We start from the raw sequence: 19216 nt of genomic DNA, 5'->3' as shown, positions 1-19216 counted from the left end.
AATCCCCCATGACGCGGCCGCGTGCTTCCTCTTAAACGGCCTTAAAGCGATAGACAATACTTGAAAAATCGTCATGGGCACGCGGTCTGACGATGCCCGCATGCATGAGCTCGTCGCCGCCGATAACATCCTCTGTACCGATCAATTCATATCTTCGTTCCGGATCAAGGCCCTTCAAGCGAAGGCGTTCCAGCCGTGCGTTCGGCTCGTTGAGCACGATGACGTGAACGGCAAACGCTTCCGAGCGGTCCGGCGAGACAAACATCCATGCCGTCTCTTCGCCTTCGAAAGGACTTAGCAGCCGGTAAAAGTGCCCGTTCTGCGTCAGCTCCCGCAGTTCCTTTACCATTGCGATTTGCCGCTTCACTTCTTCCTTCTCGGCTTCGGTAAACCGGGTCAAATCCAGCTCGTAGCCGAAGTTGCCCGACATCGCTACGTCTCCGCGGGTTTTGAGCGGGGTCATCCGGCCGACCTGATGATTGGGCACATCTGAAACATGCGCACCCATTGAACTGATCGGATAGACAATACTTGTCCCGTACTGGATTTTCAACCGGCTGACTGCATCCGTGTTATCGCTTGTCCATGTTTGCGGCATGTAGTAGAGCATACCGGGATCGAAGCGGCCTCCACCGCCCGAGCAGCTTTCGAACAAGACGCCGGGGAAAGCCGACGTGATTCGTTCAAGGACATTATACAGACCGAGCATGTACCGGTGCGCGGTTTCCCTCTGACGCTCGGCCGTCAGCAGTGCCGAACCGATTTCGGTCATATTGCGGTTCATGTCCCATTTCACATACGAAATCGGGGCGCTGTCCAGTATGGCGCTAACCGAATTCACAATGTAGTCCTGCACATCCGCCCGGGAAAGGTCGAGGATGAGCTGCCGCCTGGCCTCCGAACGCCGGCGGCCTGGCACATGCAGGCACCAATCCGGATGGGCGCGGTACAGCTCGCTGTCCGGAGAAACCATCTCAGGCTCGAACCAGAGCCCGAACTGCAGCCCCCGGCTCCGAACACGCTCCGCCAGATCATCAAGTCCGTGCGGCAGCTTCTTCCTGTCTACCACCCAGTCGCCAAGCGAGGAATTATCGCTGTCGCGGCGGCCGAACCAGCCGTCGTCGAGCACCAGCAGCTCAATGCCAAGTTCGCTTGCGGATTCGGCAAGCGCTTCGATCTTGTCCGCGTCGAAGTTGAAATATGTCGCTTCCCAGTTATTCACAAGGATCGGCCGGTCCGCATCGCGGTATGCTCCGCGGCAGAGCCGGGTCCGATACATCTCATGATAGGTGCGGGACATGCCCCCGAGTCCTTCGGCGGAGAATACCATAACGGCTTCCGGCGTTTGAAACGATTCCCCCGGCTCGAGCCGCCAGGAGAAGTCAAACGGGTTAATGCCAAGATAAGCGCGCGCTGTATGAAACTGGTCGACTTCTATCCCGCCTACAAAGCTGCCGCTATATACGAGGCTGAATCCGAACACCTCGCCATGGTCCTCCGTGGCATCTTCGGACAGCAATGCAAAGAACGGATTGTTCATATGGCTGCTCGATCCGCGGCGGCTCTCGACCGACTGCGTGCCCGGCGTTAAAGGCCGCCGGTGGATATATCGCTCCCGTGCCCATGCACCGGACAATTGCAGCATTTCATAACGGTCATGCGGGAAATCTATACTGCAGCTGAGTGCCCGCTGCAGCGTGATTACGCCGTCGCTGTTATTGATGATCCGCGAGGAGCGGATTACGGCATCGAACGCTTCAAACACCGTATAGGACAGCTCCACGGCAAGTCCGGACACCCGGTCTTCGAGCTGGATGTACAGCGTCTGCGCTTCCTCTTCGCTTTCCGCATATACGGCCGGCAATCCGCTGAGCTGCGGCTTACCCTTCACGATCGCGTGCGAGACATACAGAAGCTCGGAAGCGGTCGTCCCGTTCGGCAGCTGAGCGGCATATGCCGGATTGCGGTTATCGGTTGTTCCATACCCGGGATATTCCTGCGGAAGCGTATCCAGCGAGATCGAACGGTCTTCCGGCACCGGGTTGGCCGAGAAGGACGCACGCTCCGTGCGCTCCAGCAGACGCCGCGGGTTGGCTTCATTTATTTTGCGTCCCCAGTAGAGATGAGCGGGATAACCGTGAATGGCTTGAAAGATATAGCTCATGGACTTGGTTTGAAGATGAAACAATTGATTGGCTGCTTCATAGCGAATGGACATGATTGTCGTTTCCTCCCAATGCAGTTGTTCGGACTCCCCGATTCAGCTGCAGCATTACTAATAGTATAGGCGGGCATGACCAAAGCTGAACATGGACGGTTTTAGCCGCGATATGGACAAATGTAGGGAGACGATTAATGCATTGCCGTTTTCTTCCGTTGGAGGCCGCAAGGCCATAAAAGAAACCGGCACGCCCTCTCCAGAGTGCGTGCCGGCTTCTTCATATCGCGCCGGGGCCCGGGCGTGATTATCGCTCCATGTGGTCTTCCGGCTGAGCCGCTTTGACTGACAGACCGCCGTCCACCATAAGCAGATGGCCGTTTACCTGCATCGCCTCATCAGATGCGAGGAATACGGCAGCGTCGCCGATCTGTCTTGCAGTGCCGAGCCGTCTCATCGGATTGGCTTCGATTTCCTTACGCCGTATCTCGTCGTCGGCCAGAAAATCGGTGCACATATCGGTATCGACTGTGCTCGGTCCGACAGCGTTGACGTTAATGTTGAACTTGCCCAGCTCGATCGCCATCCCTTTGGTCAGCATATGCGCGGCCGCCTTGGACGATTGATAATGAGGAATGACCGGGCTCGTAACGACCAGGCTGGCCGTGGACAGTACGTTTACGATTTTTCCGTAACGCCGTTCAATCATCGAAGCCGCCGCACGCTGGGAGCATAGGAAAATCGATTTTACATTCGTATTGAATGTACGGTCCCACGTTTCCTCTTGAATTTTCATAAAAGATTCGAATGGCGCCACTCCCGCGTTGTTAACAAGAATATCGACCGGGCCAAGCGATTGCTCAACGGCGTCGAACATGCGCAGCACCTGGTCTTTACTCCCGACGTCTGCTTGGACGGCGATTGCGCGGCATCCGAGCGCCTGTACCTGTTTAACGACGCTACCCGCCTTCTCCCTGCTCGAATCGGATGTGAAATTAACCGCTACATGTGCGCCCTCTTCGGCAAGCCGGATGACGATCGCCTCGCCAATCCCCCTGCTTCCCCCTGTGACAAGCGCTATTTTTCCCGATAATCTACCCATGTCATACGCTCCTTCTCAAAGTTCGGTGAGAAACCTCATTATTATCACTTGAAAAGCTTGGCTTACAAGCTCGGACCGATACGGTTGATGCTGAACTCCTGATGGCCGAGAATCTCGGCTTTCGTGAGCTTGCCGCCCGCCACTTCCACGATTTCGTTCCAAATGGCCTCGCCCGCCTGCTCCACACCCGTCGTTCCTGCAAGAATATCGCTGACGTCTATGTCCATATTGTCCGACATGCGCTCGAACATTTTCTTGTTGCCGGTAATTTTGATAACCGGTACGACGGCGGCGCCGGTAGGCGTTCCCCTGCCGGTCGTGAAGCAGACCAGATGCACGCCGCTTGCGGCCATACCCGATACGCATTCTATGTCATTGCCGGGAGAATCCATGAAATAAAGCCCTGTGCCGGGGATCTCCTCTGCATACTCGAAAGCGCCCATAAGCGGTGATGTTCCGCACTTGCTGATACAGCCGAGCGACTTCTCTTCAATGGTCGTAAGTCCGCCGGCAATATTGCCCGGAGACGGGTTGCCCCCGCGCATATCCGCTCCCATCCGCTCGACCTCGCGCTCGAACCGCTCCACGAATGCATACAGCTGATCCGCCACTTCCTCTGTCGCACAGCGGGCTGCAAGAACGTGCTCGGCTCCAATGATTTCGGTCGTTTCGCTGATGACGACCGTTCCTCCTTGTTCGATCAGAATGTCGGAGGCGGCGCCGAGGGCCGGATTGGAGGCCATTCCGGATGTCGCGTCGGAACCGCCGCATTTCACGCCGATACGCAGCGCGCCGGCGGGAATGGGCTCGGGCTTGATCCGGTCCAGCTCGCTGCGAAGCTCACGGGCAAGCTCGACGCCGCGTCCGATCGCTTTGATCGAACCGCCTGTTTCCTGGATATCGATCACCTCGACCCGTTTGCCGGTCGAAGTACGGATATCCTCAGCCAGTGCATAAGGATCGACAACCTCGCAGCCTAGACTGACGACGAGGACAGCTCCGACATTCGGGTTTTTGCCTGTGCCGGCAAGCGTTGCGAACGTCCGGTCTTTGTCCGCGCCGATTTGGCTGCATCCGTGCTGGTGCGGAATGGCAACGGTTTCAGGAACAAGCTGTGTGATACGGCTCGATACCTGGTTTGCACAAATGACAGTCGGTATGATAAGTACATGATTGCGAATGCCATACTCCCCATTTGGGCGCAAGTAGCCTTGAATCGTTGTCGTCATTTCGTCTCTCCCCCCGCCTGATCTCCGCGTCCGCGAATGCCTTCGACATTGTGAACATGGACATGCCGGCCAACTGCAATCTCTTCGGTCGCTTGACCTATGACTTCACCGTATTTGCGAACTTGACTTCCTGCCGCAATCGGTTTGATCGCAATCTTGTGGCCGAATTGAATATTGTCGAGGGCTTCGACCTGTTGAACATTTTCCCCCGACCGGTACATGATCGTTTCTCCCGATTTAATATCACGGAGGGCGGTCGCGACATCATCCTTGACGTCTACGACAAGCGCATCCGCACCTGTTTGAATAAGTCCTGCCACTACGAATCACCTCATTAGAGTTATCGATAACCCTAAATTAACAGTATAACGGATTGCTGTCAAGATAAGATTAAGTTATAGTAGGATCATATATTCCACCTTGATTATAGGGGTTTGATAATGCGCATATGGTAACTATATATGATATAGCGGAGAAAGCGAACTGCTCGGCGATGACCGTATCCAGAGTTATCAATAACACCGGTCGTATCAGCGATAAAACGCGAAAACGGGTACAGGACATTATGAGAGAAATGAACTATGTGCCAAACACCATGGCGCGAAGCCTGGTCGTTCAGGAAACCCGCTTGCTGTCGCTGCTCATAACCGATATCACAAATCCGTTCTACACGACGCTTGCACGCGGGGCGGAGGATGCGGCACGGCATCTCGGCTACAGGCTGCTGCTCGCAAACAGCGACGAGAGCGTTGATAAGGAGAAGGATTACATCGATACGGTTATTTCCACGCGTGTCGACGGAGTACTGTTCGCCCCGGCGGGCGATCAGTCGCTGCCGAACTTAAAAAAACTTACGAAGCAAAAGATTCCGATCGTCCTGCTGGACCGGGAAGTGCCGGGCGTCGAGTGCGATCTTGTGCTTGGCGACAGTAAAGAAGGTGCGAAGCAGCTTACCGAGCATTTGATAGGGCTTGGTCACCGGCGCATCGCACTGCTTAACGGCTCTTCGTCCGTCTCGACAGCCCGATTGCGGTTAACCGGTTATATTGAAGCGCTTAAGCTCAACAATATTACGTTTACCGAGAGCTATATCGCGGAAGCGGATTATAGGAAAGCCGAAATGGACGGTATCGTGGGAGGGCTGTTCCAATCAGAAGAACCGCCTACCGCTTTGTTTGCCGCAAACAATTTCCTTGCTTTGGGCGCGATCCGTTCGCTGCAGGAGCGGGGATTGCGCGTGCCGGACGATGTATCGGTCGCCTGCTTCGACGAGCTTGAGGCCGGATTCGTCGTCGATCCTTTTATGACGGTTATCGCTCAGCCTGCATACGATTTCGGGTATATGGGAATCCAAATGCTGGTTGACCGCATTCAGGGCAAAGCCCCGGAGAGCTGGCGCCGTATAATTTTGCCGTCCAGGCTGCATTCGAGAAAATCGGCTGCGCCGCTGCAAGGGACATAAAAAGCGAGTCCAAGGCTGCCATTAAGCTGAAGGACTCGCTTTTTATTTTAGGCTATGTTAAACCTAAATGTTGATATTTGATAAATACGAACTAATGTTCTATGATAGAGGTAATATCATAGTTCGGAGGTGGTGTGCCCATGGATTTAAAGGAACTGAAGAAGCTTGCTGAAACGTTGGACGATAATAGCAAGCGGGAGCTTATCTACTTCTTGCAGTCCCGAACCAAGGGCATGTCGGCTCAAGTTCGAGCAATTGATGAAATCCAAGAGCAGAAGCACAAAGATGGGCTTGTTTGTCCACATTGCACAGCCCATGCTGTCGTGCGATTTGGGAAATATACTGTTCAAACACGTGCTGGAGTGGTCAAACGGCAGCGTTACCGCTGTAAATCCTGCTTACAGACGTTTTATGACCTCACAAACACCCCTCTTCAGCGCACACGTAGACCTCATCTGTGGGTTCGTTTCATCGAATTCATGATTGAAGGTTATTCACTGAGAAAATGTGCTGCGGAGCTGCTTGGTGAAGTTACACATGTCACCTTGTTTTATTGGCGGCATAAGATTCTTGCTGCCTTGAAACAGATTCCAACCGAAGCCTTCCAAGGTATCGTTGAAATGGACGAGACCTATTTTCTGTTCTCTGAAAAAGGCAAGCGTAGCATCGTTGAACGCAAGCCAAGGAAACGCGGTGGCAAATCCAAATTACGTGGCATAAGCAACGACCAAGTATGTGTGCTTGTAGCCCGTGACCGTCAGAAGATGACTTACTCTGGCGTTCTTGGACGTGGACGTATTAAGACAACGAAATTGGATGAAGCGATTGGCGGTCATCTATCCGACTCCAACGTGCTTTGTACGGATTCCTGGAGGGCATTCAGCTCTTATGCGAATTCAAAAGGTTTGGCTCATTACCGATTCAAATCCGATGGAAAACAGCGCGTTAAGGGCGTTTATCATATCCAAAACGTAAATAGTTACCACAGCCGCTTGAAGAAATGGATGGACCGTTTCAATGGTGTTGCTACCAAATATTTGCAACATTATTTGGCTTGGTTCCGTTATATAGACAGTAAGGAATATGAGAATACCTCATCGAATAAGAAGAATATGTTAGTCAAATCGTGCCTGTTCACTGTGGAAGACACGAATAAAAAGCTTCGGTTATCTGCTTATTCCTGTTAAGTCGATTGCTGGATAAACAAACCTTTTCTCAAATAATTTCATAAGGTGGTGTAGTGTTGAACTTCGTTATCATAGTTATTTCTTTCATAGTTTCAACGATTTTATCTGTTTATATTATGAGAAATACAAAAAGAAAATGGTTAGGAATGTTATCGGCTTTTGTTATTAACACGACGATATTGGGATTAACCTTTTGGTTCATGTACAACTTAGATGAGGAGTCAAGATTGTTCGGAATTGATTTTCATAATCGTTACGTATTAGTGATGTTCATCCCTTTATTAACTTGGATTAACTTTGTCATTCTCTCTTTTAAAAGAACACGGGGAGTAAGTGCATGAATTGAACAGTCAAGAAAACCGCCTTTTATCGGGGCGGTTTTCTTGTGGTCATAAATCAACATTAAAATTGAACATAGCCTTATTTTAATCGATTCCAATGTCATCAATCATCACTTTGCCCTTTTTCCCACTGAAACGAAACGTGACACGGGAGAGCTCTTTCGGATTAAACTGCGGATTCTCCTCGGCGAAGCGTGTAATGGGCAGCCGGTAGGTCTGAAAGACCGGCTCGGCCGACTGGTTGTACTTGCCGTCTTTAATCCTCTTCTCCAGCCATGAAGCGATAGTGAATGTCGCATGCTCAAGCGGAGCAACAGGCATGAAACGGTCCAGCGGCAGTTGTACGGCCGCCCCATTCCGACTCTCCAGTTCAACGACGATTTGCGGCGGAGCAAATGTGTCCGCTGCAGTCTCCTCATTCAATTCAAGTAGCATATTTGTCATGGAGAAAACGAATGCTGCCGATTCGCCGATTTGCAGTCTATCGCTAAACGGCTCCGGCATTTCAATGGTAAACGAGCCGCCGCCGTTATCTTTCCACTGCAGCACCGCTCCTCGCGTTCCTTTCCCATTACCGTCGCGATCCTCCGCATTCTCCTCCGTCCACAGCAAGCCCCCATCCGTTTCCGCCGTCACTCCATCGCTATGTGTCGTTTTATTCCGGTCATCGTCAAAGCGGACAATCGGACGAAAGCTGCCGTCCTCATAACGGTTCGTATAAGAAGCGCCCGGCAGCCACTCCTCTCCCGACCGGTAATCCATAAACAGCGGCTTATAGTCTTGGTTCCCATGGAGTGCCGTTTCCAGAAATGCGGACACATACACTTTGGTCACTTCCCGCTGGTCGGAGCCATCCATCATACCGCGCCTGTTCAAGAGCAATCCGCCGGGGAGGCTGTCATCCATCGTACCCCACTCGGTGTTAAACCGGCTGTGATTAGCGTCTCCGATATAAAGCGAAGCTTTAAAGCGCTCCGATCCCGGCGTGAACGAGGAGCGTATATACTGCCTTTCCCCGCTGAACGTATCTACATCGCCGTCCATGGCTCCCTGCAGTGTGAGATAATAGGTATCCTTCAGCACCGCCGATTGCTTGTCGACGGTTTTATCGGTCGGCGCAATCCCGATCACCGCCCGTATTTGAACGGCGTCCAGGCTGCTTAAGGACCTGTCGGAAGCAAACCAGCGCGAGCGGTCCGCTGCCATCGCCGCCGCCTGGCCGCCTCTTGAATGACCGATCAGCGCTACCCGGCTCAAATCCACCCTGTTATTAAACGGACTGCCTTCCTGCCCGCTGAATTCAGCGATTTGCTGCAAATGTTTGAGCAGTATCCATGCCCGGGCTTTCATATCCTGCTCTGGTATACCCGTCCATACCGAATAGTTAAGAAAATTCTCATCGACCGATACGGCGATAATGCCGCGGCTGGCCAAGAGTTCCCCCAAATAGGCGTAACCGACATCTGAAAACTGCTCCATTAGATGATTGCCGTGAACGATTAGCGCAAGCGGAAAAGGTCCTTCGCCTCGTGGCATCCAAACATGGCCGTTTAAAGGCAGTGCTTGCTGGTCGAAGCCCCAGAATATTGAGCGCAGCCATGGCCAATACTTAATATAAGAGGATGCATCAACGGGCATGGCTCTAAGCTGGGCGCCTCGGCCGAATTCATCGCGGTGAAGGTCCTCGCCGCTGCCATAGGTGAAGCCGTATATCTCATAGGGCCCCGGCTCGGCCGGATTGGTTGTTTGCAGTGGAGCTACCGCGAACGCTCCGGTCTCCGCATCATCCTGTATCACGGCAGGGACAGGGGGAACCGCTGTACGGCTGAACGCAGGCCAATAAGCCAGCGCCAGACAAATAACCGGCAAGCTTGATAGTGAAACGAGCTTTGTCTTCAAGCTGACAGTCCGGCTTGCAAGAAGGCCTGCAATCATTCCTGCCGTTATACCGGCCCCTGTCTGAATCGCGGACAGGATAACGGCCGAAGAGTATCCGATATCCGCATAAAACCATATGGCATAGATGGAAGAACCTGTATACAGCAATGCTCCGGTATAAAAGCGGGGCAGCGGCACATAACACAGTGAAAGTACAAAAGCCGCCACCCCGGCGGCGGCGGCCATTATGATCGTCCCTAGAAACGAAATAGCGACAGTATCGAATACGATGCCAAGCCCGGTAGGCATTCCCAGAGCGGCCGTTATTAACGTGACGGTATTAATAACCCATAGCCCTATGACCGATATCCGCCAGAAGGGCGTATCGTATTTGAACATGCCGTTTGTTCGGCCCAGGAGCCATAGCAATAACACCGATTTTCTACTAACGGGCGTTACCTGTACATCCATTTCCATATACGTGTCTCCAAATGTTCATTCAGCTATGATAAGCCTTATACTTATACCTGTGACTATTATAAGCCGAATATTCGTTTAACCCAATATTTAACTTTCCAGTGGAGCGAAATTCACTGTAATGTTCAATATCTCCGAGCGGCTGCCGGTCCGGATCGGCGGTCCCCATGTGCCGTAGCCGGAGGATACGATGGCGTGCAGATTCCCCTTGCGCAGGTAACCCCAATCCAGCTCAAACAGCCGACGTGTCAGAAAATGATTAGGCGCCATTTGGCCGCGATGGGTATGACCGTGCAGCGAGAGATCGATGCCGTTGTCGGCAGCTTCGCTGATCGCCGAGGGTTGGTGGTCCATCATAATCAGAGGAAGCGACTGGTCCAAATCCTCAACAAGCTCCCGAACCGCAAGACGTCCCTTCTTCCCGAACCTGCCGCTTCCGGCCGCTTTGTCTTTACGGCCGACAATATAGAAGCTGTTTGCGATCTTCACAGTCTCATCCGTGAGGACGGGGATGCCGGCTTTCTCCATCAGAGCGATAAATTCCTCGATTTTGCCCCCGATATATTCATGGTTTCCAAGCACCGCATAGGTGCCGAAACGTGATTTGAAGCCTTTGATAATACTGCCGAAATCAAATCGCTTGAACGGCTCGACATCATCGTCGATAACATCGCCGGGCAGGAGAACGATGTCCGGCTTCAGCTCATTGACGCGGTCCACCAATAGACTGAGATAACGCCGCCCCACGACCGTACCGAGATGAAGATCGGAGGCCGCGGCGATACGAAGCTGCTTGAGATCGCCCGCCCGTTTGTTTACAGTAACGGTATATTCCCGTACAATCGGATTCCACGCATTCCATGAGCCCCGGAGAAGAATACCTGCATAAATAGCAATTATGACCGTTCCGACGATCATAATCGAAGTATCCTTCGGCAGGGAAGCGCTGCGGAGCACCCAGACGGAAAGATCCGCCACCGGCAGCAGAAGTACGCTGTACTGAAGAATCGCGAACCAATAGGAGCCAATCCATTTGAGCCAGAGCGCAATTCGTCCCGGCAGGACTCTCTCTAGCAGTCTGGAGATCACGTACGACATCGCTACGATCCAATAGAAGGTCCAGAATAACACATCAGATACGCCGCCAAACCATGCGTCCAGAAACTGTATTCCATTCCAGCCGATATAAAACTGCAAGCCGAGAAAAATCAATAAAACAACAACGACCCTTGATATGAGCCGGAATATTCGCATGATTGCACTTCACCTGTCTTTCTCTTAAGCTGATAAACTGATTACTCTATTATAAACCGGAAGGTTCGTCAGTTCTACTAGAATGCTGCCGGAAAAAGAAGCAAGCCTGACCAGGATCATCCTAGGCAGGCTTCTGCTCGTCTTTTCGATATTTAAAAGTCTTCCAGCTGAATTATTTCAACACGTCGTGGTCGACATAACGTTCGCCGTTCATTTCGCTAATCACATTGATTGCGACCTTCGCGCCATCGCTCCTGCCGCCCAGATACCGTCCAGATTGGTTTTGCCCGAAGCGTCAACATCGAATACGGCTTTGACCCGAGGCTCGGTCCCCGGTTTTGTCCGGACTCCTATCTTGTCGGCCAAATCCAGCATGAGGCCGGTTGCGAGAATAACAGCTTTCGCCTCGTATGCTCCGCTCTCGCTTTCAATACGGAAGCCATCGCCGTTTTTCTGAATATCCGTCACTCTTACTTGAGCGAGCTCAGCGCCGAATTTCTGCGCCTGCTTGATGCCTGTCTCTACAAGATCGGGACCTTTGATCTCAGGCACGCCGTAATGATTCTCGATCCACGCCCGTTTCGTGATGCTTTGGTCGCTGTCGATCAGCAGCGTTTTCTTCCCGGCCTTTGCCGTAAACAACGCCGCGCTTCCGCCTGCAGGCCCTGCTCCGATTATCGCAATGTCAAACATCTGTACAAAACCTCCTCACATGGTATAAGCTTACATGCCTATCATACTGCTAATAGGAGGACCTGTACAATTCACATAGCCGATATCATGTCAGTCCTGTTCCGCCAGCCGTTATTTGAAATCGGCCGCCCTTCGCCGCCTTATCTTCGAGCTTGGACTACGGATCCTCTTGCTTCCACAGCGGCGCTTCTTGTCTTATACAGCACCGCGCACAGGATCAATGCGCCTCCATTAATAACAAACAACCAACGGATCGGCAGCCATGCGCCGAGGAGTCCACCGACAATCGGCCCCGCCATTGTTGCTATTTGCGAAGCGGATTGATTCAGACTAAAGGCACGGCCTCGAAAGCCCTTGTCCGTCGCTTGAACGATCATCGCATTGATCGCCGGATATACTCCCGCAAAGAACAGCCCGTACACAAAGCGCAAAATACCGAACCCGATATAATTGGTGATGAAAAACTGCAGAATATTGCCGATGCCTCCGCCAAGAAGCCCAATATACAGCACTTTTCCATAGCCTATGCGCCCGCCCCATTTACCCCACCTTGGAGCCATAAGGACGGTTGCGATGCCGACCGCCGAGAATATAATGCCCGAGCTGAGCGATGCGCTCTTTGTTGACACCCCCATCTGCAGCACATATACCGTGATGAGCGGCTCCAGAATCATGACGGAAAACGTGCTGATCCCGACCATGAAGAGAAGCGCCATAAAAGGCCGGTTGGCAGCGGCCTGCTTCAGATCGTCGCTGACATGCGACCGCGCCGCCGAGCGGTTGAAATTCTGTTCTTTCGCGAAGAATGTGGCGATTAACGCCGAGATAAGAACAATCAGGCTGGAGAAGATAAAAGCCTCCCGGTTACCGTAATAATGGCTGACGACACCACCGATAAGCGGACCGATAATGCTGCCCGTAGCTCCGGCGGTCGACATTACGCCGAGTGCATATCCGGTCTTCTCCTCCGGCGTATTCGTAGCGACCAGCGCAATCGCAGCCGGAACAAATCCAGCCAGCAGCCCCTGAAAGATGCGGACAATAAGGAATAAGTATGGATCATGGACAAAGTAATTTATGAGATAAAGCGCGGCCAAGCTGAAACCCGAACGAATAAGCATCGGCTTCCGTCCATATTTGTCAGCAAGCGAGCCCCAGTATGGTGAAATGAGAGCGCTCGCCAGAAACGTGATTCCGAATGCAAAGCCGGACCATATTTCCAAGTGGGTGTGAACGCCCAGTTCCACGTTCAAAAAAATTGGAAGAAAAGGAATCGACACTGAATATGCCATACTGCAAAAAAATACCCCTGTCCACAGCACTATCAAGTTACGTTCCCATGAAAACTTCAATCGCCACCACGTCCTTTCTTCGTTCAAAAATACCTCCCGGTTAACAACATGCTTTTATATTACTCCTATTCAGCCGGAATCTCTAACCCAAATTAATTTGCCATGTCGAGAAATAGTTACTTCACAGGCGCAGTTTATGACAAACATCGCACTTCTTATCTGATAACATCTATTTCACATTCTCTCAGTCGACCTCCAGGAAAGCGCGTTCAAAAAAGCTGCAGCAGACCGGCCGATGCCCGCCCGCCAATTGCACGTACCGACAGTAGTACTACTTTAAGGAGTGAACTTATGGATTTAATTATGGACCAGGAATTTGATAATGAAACGATTGTATTTGACGGCTTTCACTTCATCGGGTGTTCCTTTACCAAATGTATCATTATCATTACCTCACCCGATTTCGCCTTTGATCGGTGTTCCTTTAAGGATACAGCCTTTCATGTCGACCCGGCCCTTTCGGCGTTTCAGATCGCTCAAACATTCTATCCCGACAGCACTGACAGCTGGACCGGCATTTCGGTCAACGAAACACCCTCCAATCTGCCTTGACCGGTTCCCGCAGCCAGGAAGAATAAGTATGACCAACACGGCGAACCGCGTCGATTGAGACGCGGTTTGGCTTTTGTTATGCGGTTAATCATTCAACGGAGTGAATCAATATGTCTGGAGTCCATTATCCGTATACCGGAAGATAAACACTGATTGTCGTCCCTTTGCCGATTTTGCTGGAGATCTCCATCCGTCCATTATGAGCATCAATAATTCGGTGTGTAACGAGCAGCCCGAGGCCGGTACCCTTTTCTTTCGTGGAATAAAATGGCTCACCCAATTTCTCCAGTTTATCCTCCGGAATGCCGCAGCCTTCGTCGATAATTTCAACCCGAATATGGGCGCTTATCCGCTTCATTGTAACGAGAATGCTGCCGCCGCCCGGCATTGCCTCAATGGCGTTTTTGAGCAGGTTCACAAACACTTGTTTCAATTGAGTCTCCTCTCCCACAATTGGGGAAAGACCCTCTTCAAAATCCGTGATGATTTCGATGCTTTTCATATTTGCTTCGCTGTTCAACAATATATTCACATGATTAATAATATTCTTGAGACTCAGCTCTACATTCCTCGTAACATGAGGTTTGGAGAGGACAAGCATCTCGCTTGAAATCATTTCGATGCGCGCGAGCTCATCATTAATAATTTCAAAGTAATCCTGTCTGCTGTCAGTCCCCTTCATTTGAAGGAGCTTGATAAACCCTTTCAATGCGGTCAGCGGATTACGTATTTCGTGTGCGACTGCTGCGGCGAGCTCCCCTACCACCGATAATTTCTCCGATTTTCGAAGCAACTCCTCCGTTTCTTTCTGCTGTGTCATATCCTTCACAATTGAATACATTCCCACGATACCGCCCGTCATGATGATCGGTACGATCGTGCAGCTCACATAAACAATCCGTCCTTCTTTAGTTCGAATACGAACTTCAATACGGTCCGGAAACGCATCTCCTGCCGCTTCGCCGTATATAGCTCTCATTCTTTCGACATCTTCCGGAATCAGAATATCCCTATAGTCCATGCGAAGCAGCTCTGATCTTGAGTATCCGGTCAAGCGCTCATAAGCAGGATTGACGCATGTGAAACGACCCTTAGTGTCGATAGAACAGATCCCGTCGGGGTGGTTTCCAGCAAAGGACTTATATCGCTGCTCGCTTTCCCACAGCTCGCGCTCCGTCCGCTTCAAATCGGTAATATCCTGAATAATGCCGGACATCCGGCCCTCCGCATTGGTATCGCTGTTACGTGTGGAATAGACCACTCTCTCTTCCCCGTTAGGGCGGATAACACGATACTCGATCCCGAATTGCTTTCCTTTGTGGCCATCCGCCACCGCCTGCATCACCTTTGCCCTGTCTTCCGGATGGATTCTTTTCAAGTGCTCCTCAGTTGCAATACTTCCATGCGGACCAGGCTCAATCCCGAATATTCTAAACGTTTCCGCCGACCAGTAGGAGGTCATCTGCTGGAAATCATGCTCCCAGCTGCCGACATGCAGCATAGCCTGTGATTCCGCAAGTATCTTCTCGCTTTTCCGCAGGAGAGCTTCCGTTTTATTTCGTTCCGTCACATCCTTCGCAATTCCGTATACGCTGACCACCTCCCCATCGACAACAATCGGTATATTCACCACATGGATATCCAGAGGAGTCCCGTCCTTCCGTAAAATTCCGACCTCATAGAATTGGGCGATTCCACTCGCCGCTTTATTGAAATGGATTGCCGTTTTCTCTGCATCTTTCTCCTGTACGAACGACCTAAATGATTCGGTTAGCAACTCGTCTGCAGAATAGCCGAGCATTCTTTGGGTAGCTTGGTTTGCGTCGAGAAAGTTTCCATCCGGATCGAACGAGCAGATCGCTTCAGGGTTCTGCTCAAACAACGACTTGTAATGCTGTTCACACTTCGCAGATAATTTCTTTAGTTCCGTAATGTCACGAAAATAAACGGAGATTCCGGTTGCCGACGGATATCCCCTTACCGCAAACCATTTGTTCAAATTGGGGCTGAATTCGTCATATTCGATCTCGCACTGCTGCGTTATGGCATTGATGTATTCCGTGTAGAAACGCGGTGACAGTGCTTGCGGGAAATCGGACGACAAGCACTTACCGACGACATCCATACATTCCTGGAAAATGAGATGGCGGGCTGCCGAGTTCGCATAATTAATCGTACCGTTGTTATCCATCGCAAAAAAACCGTCGGTTACCCGCTCTAATATTTCATATTCATCCGCTATGTAAAGTTTAGAAATCATATCGTCGTTATTCTTCATCTTGATGCTCCCTTCTCTTTAAAACCCACCCGAATGTTAGGAATATTCTGCATTAATACAGCGTAACCTGCTGAATAATGAAAAAATAACTGTAAACCTCGAATGAAAATTAAATGAGTAACATATTATGGAAATAATTGGTTCGCTTGCGTACTAATAATATTGATTATTATCCCGCCTTTTTATAACGCCCCTATGAATAACCCGTACAGATAGTTATCATATTAATGGTTTTGCGGCTTTTTACTAGAATAGACACTCTACCAGTCCCAAATCTATTAATTAACATAACCTATTGTATATTGGAATTCTAAAAGGTGGTGTTCTGGGATGGTGGAATACTCCACATATGGAAGGCATGTTGTGATGGATGTTTGGGGAGTAAGCTTTGACATGCTGAATGACGTTCATTACCTGCAGAAAATAATGGTTGAGGCAGCCGAGAAAAGCCACGCAACCGTTTTGTCTGTAAGCTTCAAAGAGTTCGAACCCTGCGGCTGCACAATTCTTGTTCTTCTATCTGAGAGTCACCTTTCCATCCACACCTATCCTGAAAAGGAGTTTGCGGCAATAGACGGGTATACATGCGGAAAAGATAAAGACCCCCGGCTCGCTATCGATTTCTTAATCGATCTGCTGCAACCGAAGGAGTTATTTATAAAAACATTAATACGCGGGAGAAAAGAAATCGATATCATAGATTAATCTACTTTCCCCTCTGCGCTCATTTAAAGTACGGCGGGGATGTGATTCTCCTAATTAATACCTTTCATGAATGTCGGCCAAAACTTTGTTGTTATCTGTCTGGATTTTTCTGCGGCTCCATTTTCGCCGGTACTTACTGGAGAATTGAAACATACTTTTCAATTTTGATGAGGTCAAGTAGCGGGTCGAGATTTTAATGTTCAAATCGCTTGACGCGAGCGGTTTGTTCGACGCTGCACAAAAACACCAGTCCTCACCATATTTCTTCCTGGCATCATAATGATAAGGCAATACATATAAGCCGGCTGCCTTGATCGTTGCTATAACACTCCAGCAGAATTCAGGCATTTCAGAAATCATGGAGCAGGCAATGGAAATGACTCCTCCTGTCGTTAGGCGGTTCTTGAGAAGTGTGAAAAACTCCCGGCTGTAGAGTCGGCTAAGCCCTGGAGAATCATGACTGGGTTCAGGTACATCAATGATAATGACATCCCACTTCATCTGGCTCTTCTCCACGAATGCCCTGCCGTCCCGAATGACTGTTTTCACCTTGGCATTGCTCAGCGACCCCTTATTGAACTTGACCAACTGCTTCAAATTCCTGCCCAAATCCAACATTTTGGAGTCTATATCAACAACCGTTACTGTATTCACCCCGCGATAACGAAGAACTTCCCGTGTTGTGATTCCTCCTCCGCCACCGATCATCAGTACGTTCTGCTGCTTCTTGGCAGCGGCCATCGGTATATGAACCAACGATTCAGCCCATATATTATCATCCCCTGTCGTGCCAAACATCACGTAACCGTCGCCGTAAACCAGCACTTTTCCATTTTTAAGCTCGACCACCGCGATTCGCTGATAAGGCGTCTTCATTCGGAGCAAAATTTTGTATTTTCCATCAGGCTCATCATCCTTGGATATATAGTCCCGTAAGGACAAAGCTCTTGGCTTGGTAAGGGGCGTATTATTACTTTTTCTCGAGATAACCTGTGCCTTTTTATAAGTCACTCCATATCCTCCTGTAATTCGAATATTGTCTAGGCCATCTTCATTGAACATAACGTGAAGCACAAATACCTATTATCATTAATGTCGGAATTCCCGTGATTGATGTGGCTATTAGCGGATTTTATGTAAAATGGGCATTCGTTTGTTTTGTACGAGAAGCGGCTGTCCTCTAAGTCTCTTAAACTTAAGGACAGCCTCGTATTTTCTCAGGTTTTGAACGGTTCAGCATCTTTTTTGAGTGAATCCGCTTTATCCGTTCTCTCCCAGGTAAACTCGGCATCCATCCGGCCGAAATGCCCGTACGCAGCCGTCTTCCGGTATATCGGGCGCCGCATATTGAGCATTTGAATAATGCCTGCCGGTCGGAGATCAAAGTGCTTCCGGACTAATTGGATGATTATCTCGTCATCTATTTTTCCTGTTCCGAATGTATCGACAGCTATGCTAACAGGATGAGCGACACCAATGGCATAAGCCAGCTGCACTTCGCATTTCTCGGCGAGACCGGCGGCGACAATGTTTTTCGCTACATAACGGGCGGCATATGCGGCCGAACGATCAACCTTAGTCGGATCCTTGCCCGAAAATGCGCCTCCGCCATGACGAGCGTAACCGCCGTACGTATCGGCTATAATTTTGCGGCCCGTGAGTCCCGCATCCCCCTCCGGTCCGCCGATAACAAAACGGCCGGTCGGGTTAATAAAGTATTTCGTATTTTCATCCATTAATTCATAAGGAATTACCGGAGATATGACGTGCGCCTGAATGTCGATATTGATTTGCTGCGGGGAAGCCTCAGGATCATGCTGAGTTGATATGACGACCGTATCGATGCGTACGGGGGTATCGCCATCATATTCTACGCTGACCTGCACTTTTCCGTCCGGACGCAAATAAGGGATTGTACCATTTTTGCGCACCAATGACAGCCGTGAAGCCAATTTATGGGATAGAATGATCGGCAGCGGCATTAACTCCTCAGTTTCATTACATGCAAAACCGAACATTAACCCTTGGTCGCCCGCACCGATCCCCAGGGCCTCGTCCTCTTCCATCGTACCTTCGCGGATCTCTAATGCTTTATTTACTCCCATTGCAATATCGGGGGATTGTTGGTTCATAACAACCAGCACCGCGCAAGAATCGGCATCGAAGCCGATGTCTGACTGCGTATATCCGATATCTCTGATTGTATCCCTTACGACTTTCTGGTAATCGATGGTGTAGTTGGCGGTAATCTCGCCGGTAACAAGTACAAAACCCCGGCCGACGCAGCATTCACAAGCAACACGCGCGTTTGGATCCTTCTCGAAAATCGCATCCAATATACCATCGGAGATTTGGTCGCATATTTTATCCGGATGGCCTTCGGTCACCGACTCAGATGTAAATAGATGCCGCCCTTTTTTTAAAGGCATTTGCAATTCGTCCACCCGCTTCCTATTCAATTTCCCGGCCTATCCCGGTCGAATCGGTAGAACACTCTCCTCTCGCGAAATATATGTTCTCTCTTATACATAAACGAAGAGAGCAGATT

The 19216-nt window shown here is 50.4% G+C and carries 14 protein-coding genes and 1 pseudogene; 4 read left to right on the top strand and 11 right to left on the bottom strand.

Annotated features, from left to right (window positions below; genetic code table 11):
* Window positions 1-31 precede the first annotated feature (31 nt).
* The 4 genes from KZ483_RS10590 to KZ483_RS10575 all read right to left on the bottom strand — a co-directional run bounded on the left by KZ483_RS10590 (window position 32) and on the right by KZ483_RS10575 (window position 4809).
* A complete protein-coding gene (locus KZ483_RS10590; protein ID WP_220352613.1) occupies window positions 32-2218 on the bottom strand; it encodes an alpha-galactosidase in 2187 nt (728 codons plus the stop codon).
* A 247-nt stretch (window positions 2219-2465) separates the two neighbouring features.
* The gene (locus KZ483_RS10585; protein ID WP_220352612.1) at window positions 2466-3260 is read right to left on the bottom strand and encodes an SDR family NAD(P)-dependent oxidoreductase; all 795 of its coding nucleotides are present in this window, start codon (window positions 3258-3260) and stop codon (window positions 2466-2468) included.
* Between the two features lie 62 nt (window positions 3261-3322).
* Window positions 3323-4489 carry a UxaA family hydrolase gene (locus KZ483_RS10580; RefSeq protein ID WP_220352611.1) on the bottom strand — a complete coding sequence of 389 codons (1167 nt, stop codon included), beginning with the start codon at window positions 4487-4489 and terminating at the stop codon, window positions 3323-3325.
* On the bottom strand, window positions 4486-4809 hold the full coding sequence (locus KZ483_RS10575) for a UxaA family hydrolase (RefSeq protein WP_220352610.1): 324 nt from the start codon (window positions 4807-4809) through the stop codon (window positions 4486-4488). Before KZ483_RS10575 ends, KZ483_RS10580 begins: the two co-directional genes overlap by 4 nt.
* A gap of 128 nt (window positions 4810-4937) precedes the next feature.
* Here KZ483_RS10575 and KZ483_RS10570 point away from each other — a divergent pair, with 128 nt between their 5' ends.
* A complete protein-coding gene (locus KZ483_RS10570) occupies window positions 4938-5951 on the top strand; it encodes a LacI family DNA-binding transcriptional regulator (protein WP_220352609.1) in 1014 nt (337 codons plus the stop codon).
* Window positions 5952-6091: 140 nt separating this feature from the next.
* Complete coding sequence (locus tag KZ483_RS10565) at window positions 6092-7138, top strand: IS1595 family transposase (protein ID WP_220352608.1); 1047 nt, start codon at window positions 6092-6094, stop codon at window positions 7136-7138.
* 425 nt (window positions 7139-7563) lie between these two features.
* Here the strand turns inward: KZ483_RS10565 and KZ483_RS10560 are convergent, their stop codons facing one another.
* From KZ483_RS10560 to KZ483_RS10545, 4 genes and pseudogenes are all read right to left on the bottom strand, one after another.
* Window positions 7564-9834 carry a poly(ethylene terephthalate) hydrolase family protein gene (locus tag KZ483_RS10560; RefSeq protein WP_220352607.1) on the bottom strand — a complete coding sequence of 757 codons (2271 nt, stop codon included), beginning with the start codon at window positions 9832-9834 and terminating at the stop codon, window positions 7564-7566.
* Window positions 9835-9924: 90 nt separating this feature from the next.
* A complete protein-coding gene (locus KZ483_RS10555) occupies window positions 9925-11088 on the bottom strand; it encodes a metallophosphoesterase (RefSeq protein WP_220352606.1) in 1164 nt (387 codons plus the stop codon).
* A 172-nt stretch (window positions 11089-11260) separates the two neighbouring features.
* A pseudogene (locus KZ483_RS10550) lies at window positions 11261-11781 on the bottom strand (FAD-dependent oxidoreductase).
* Between the two features lie 140 nt (window positions 11782-11921).
* Window positions 11922-13133 (bottom strand): MFS transporter, encoded by a 1212-nt coding sequence (locus tag KZ483_RS10545; protein ID WP_220353377.1) that lies wholly within the window; start codon window positions 13131-13133, stop codon window positions 11922-11924.
* 291 nt (window positions 13134-13424) lie between these two features.
* Here KZ483_RS10545 and KZ483_RS10540 point away from each other — a divergent pair, with 291 nt between their 5' ends.
* Window positions 13425-13685: a hypothetical protein gene (locus KZ483_RS10540; protein WP_220352605.1), complete on the top strand. Its 261-nt coding sequence runs from the start codon at window positions 13425-13427 to the stop codon at window positions 13683-13685.
* A 124-nt stretch (window positions 13686-13809) separates the two neighbouring features.
* On the opposite strand, the gene KZ483_RS10535 is transcribed toward KZ483_RS10540, so the two are convergent.
* On the bottom strand, window positions 13810-15963 hold the full coding sequence (locus KZ483_RS10535; RefSeq protein WP_220352604.1) for a PAS domain-containing sensor histidine kinase: 2154 nt from the start codon (window positions 15961-15963) through the stop codon (window positions 13810-13812).
* Between the two features lie 333 nt (window positions 15964-16296).
* Here KZ483_RS10535 and speD point away from each other — a divergent pair, with 333 nt between their 5' ends.
* On the top strand, window positions 16297-16668 hold the full coding sequence (speD, locus tag KZ483_RS10530) for an adenosylmethionine decarboxylase (RefSeq protein WP_220353376.1): 372 nt from the start codon (window positions 16297-16299) through the stop codon (window positions 16666-16668).
* Between the two features lie 54 nt (window positions 16669-16722).
* Here the strand turns inward: speD and KZ483_RS10525 are convergent, their stop codons facing one another.
* Complete coding sequence (locus KZ483_RS10525; protein ID WP_220352603.1) at window positions 16723-17679, bottom strand: spermine/spermidine synthase domain-containing protein; 957 nt, start codon at window positions 17677-17679, stop codon at window positions 16723-16725.
* Window positions 17680-17885: 206 nt separating this feature from the next.
* On the bottom strand, window positions 17886-19097 hold the full coding sequence (gene metK / locus KZ483_RS10520) for a methionine adenosyltransferase (protein ID WP_220353375.1): 1212 nt from the start codon (window positions 19095-19097) through the stop codon (window positions 17886-17888).
* Window positions 19098-19216: the final 119 nt, after the last annotated feature.

It is taken from the genome of Paenibacillus sp. sptzw28 (assembly GCF_019550795.1).
Taxonomy (GTDB): domain Bacteria; phylum Bacillota; class Bacilli; order Paenibacillales; family Paenibacillaceae; genus Paenibacillus_Z.
This window is presented reverse-complemented; position numbering and strand designations above follow the sequence as displayed.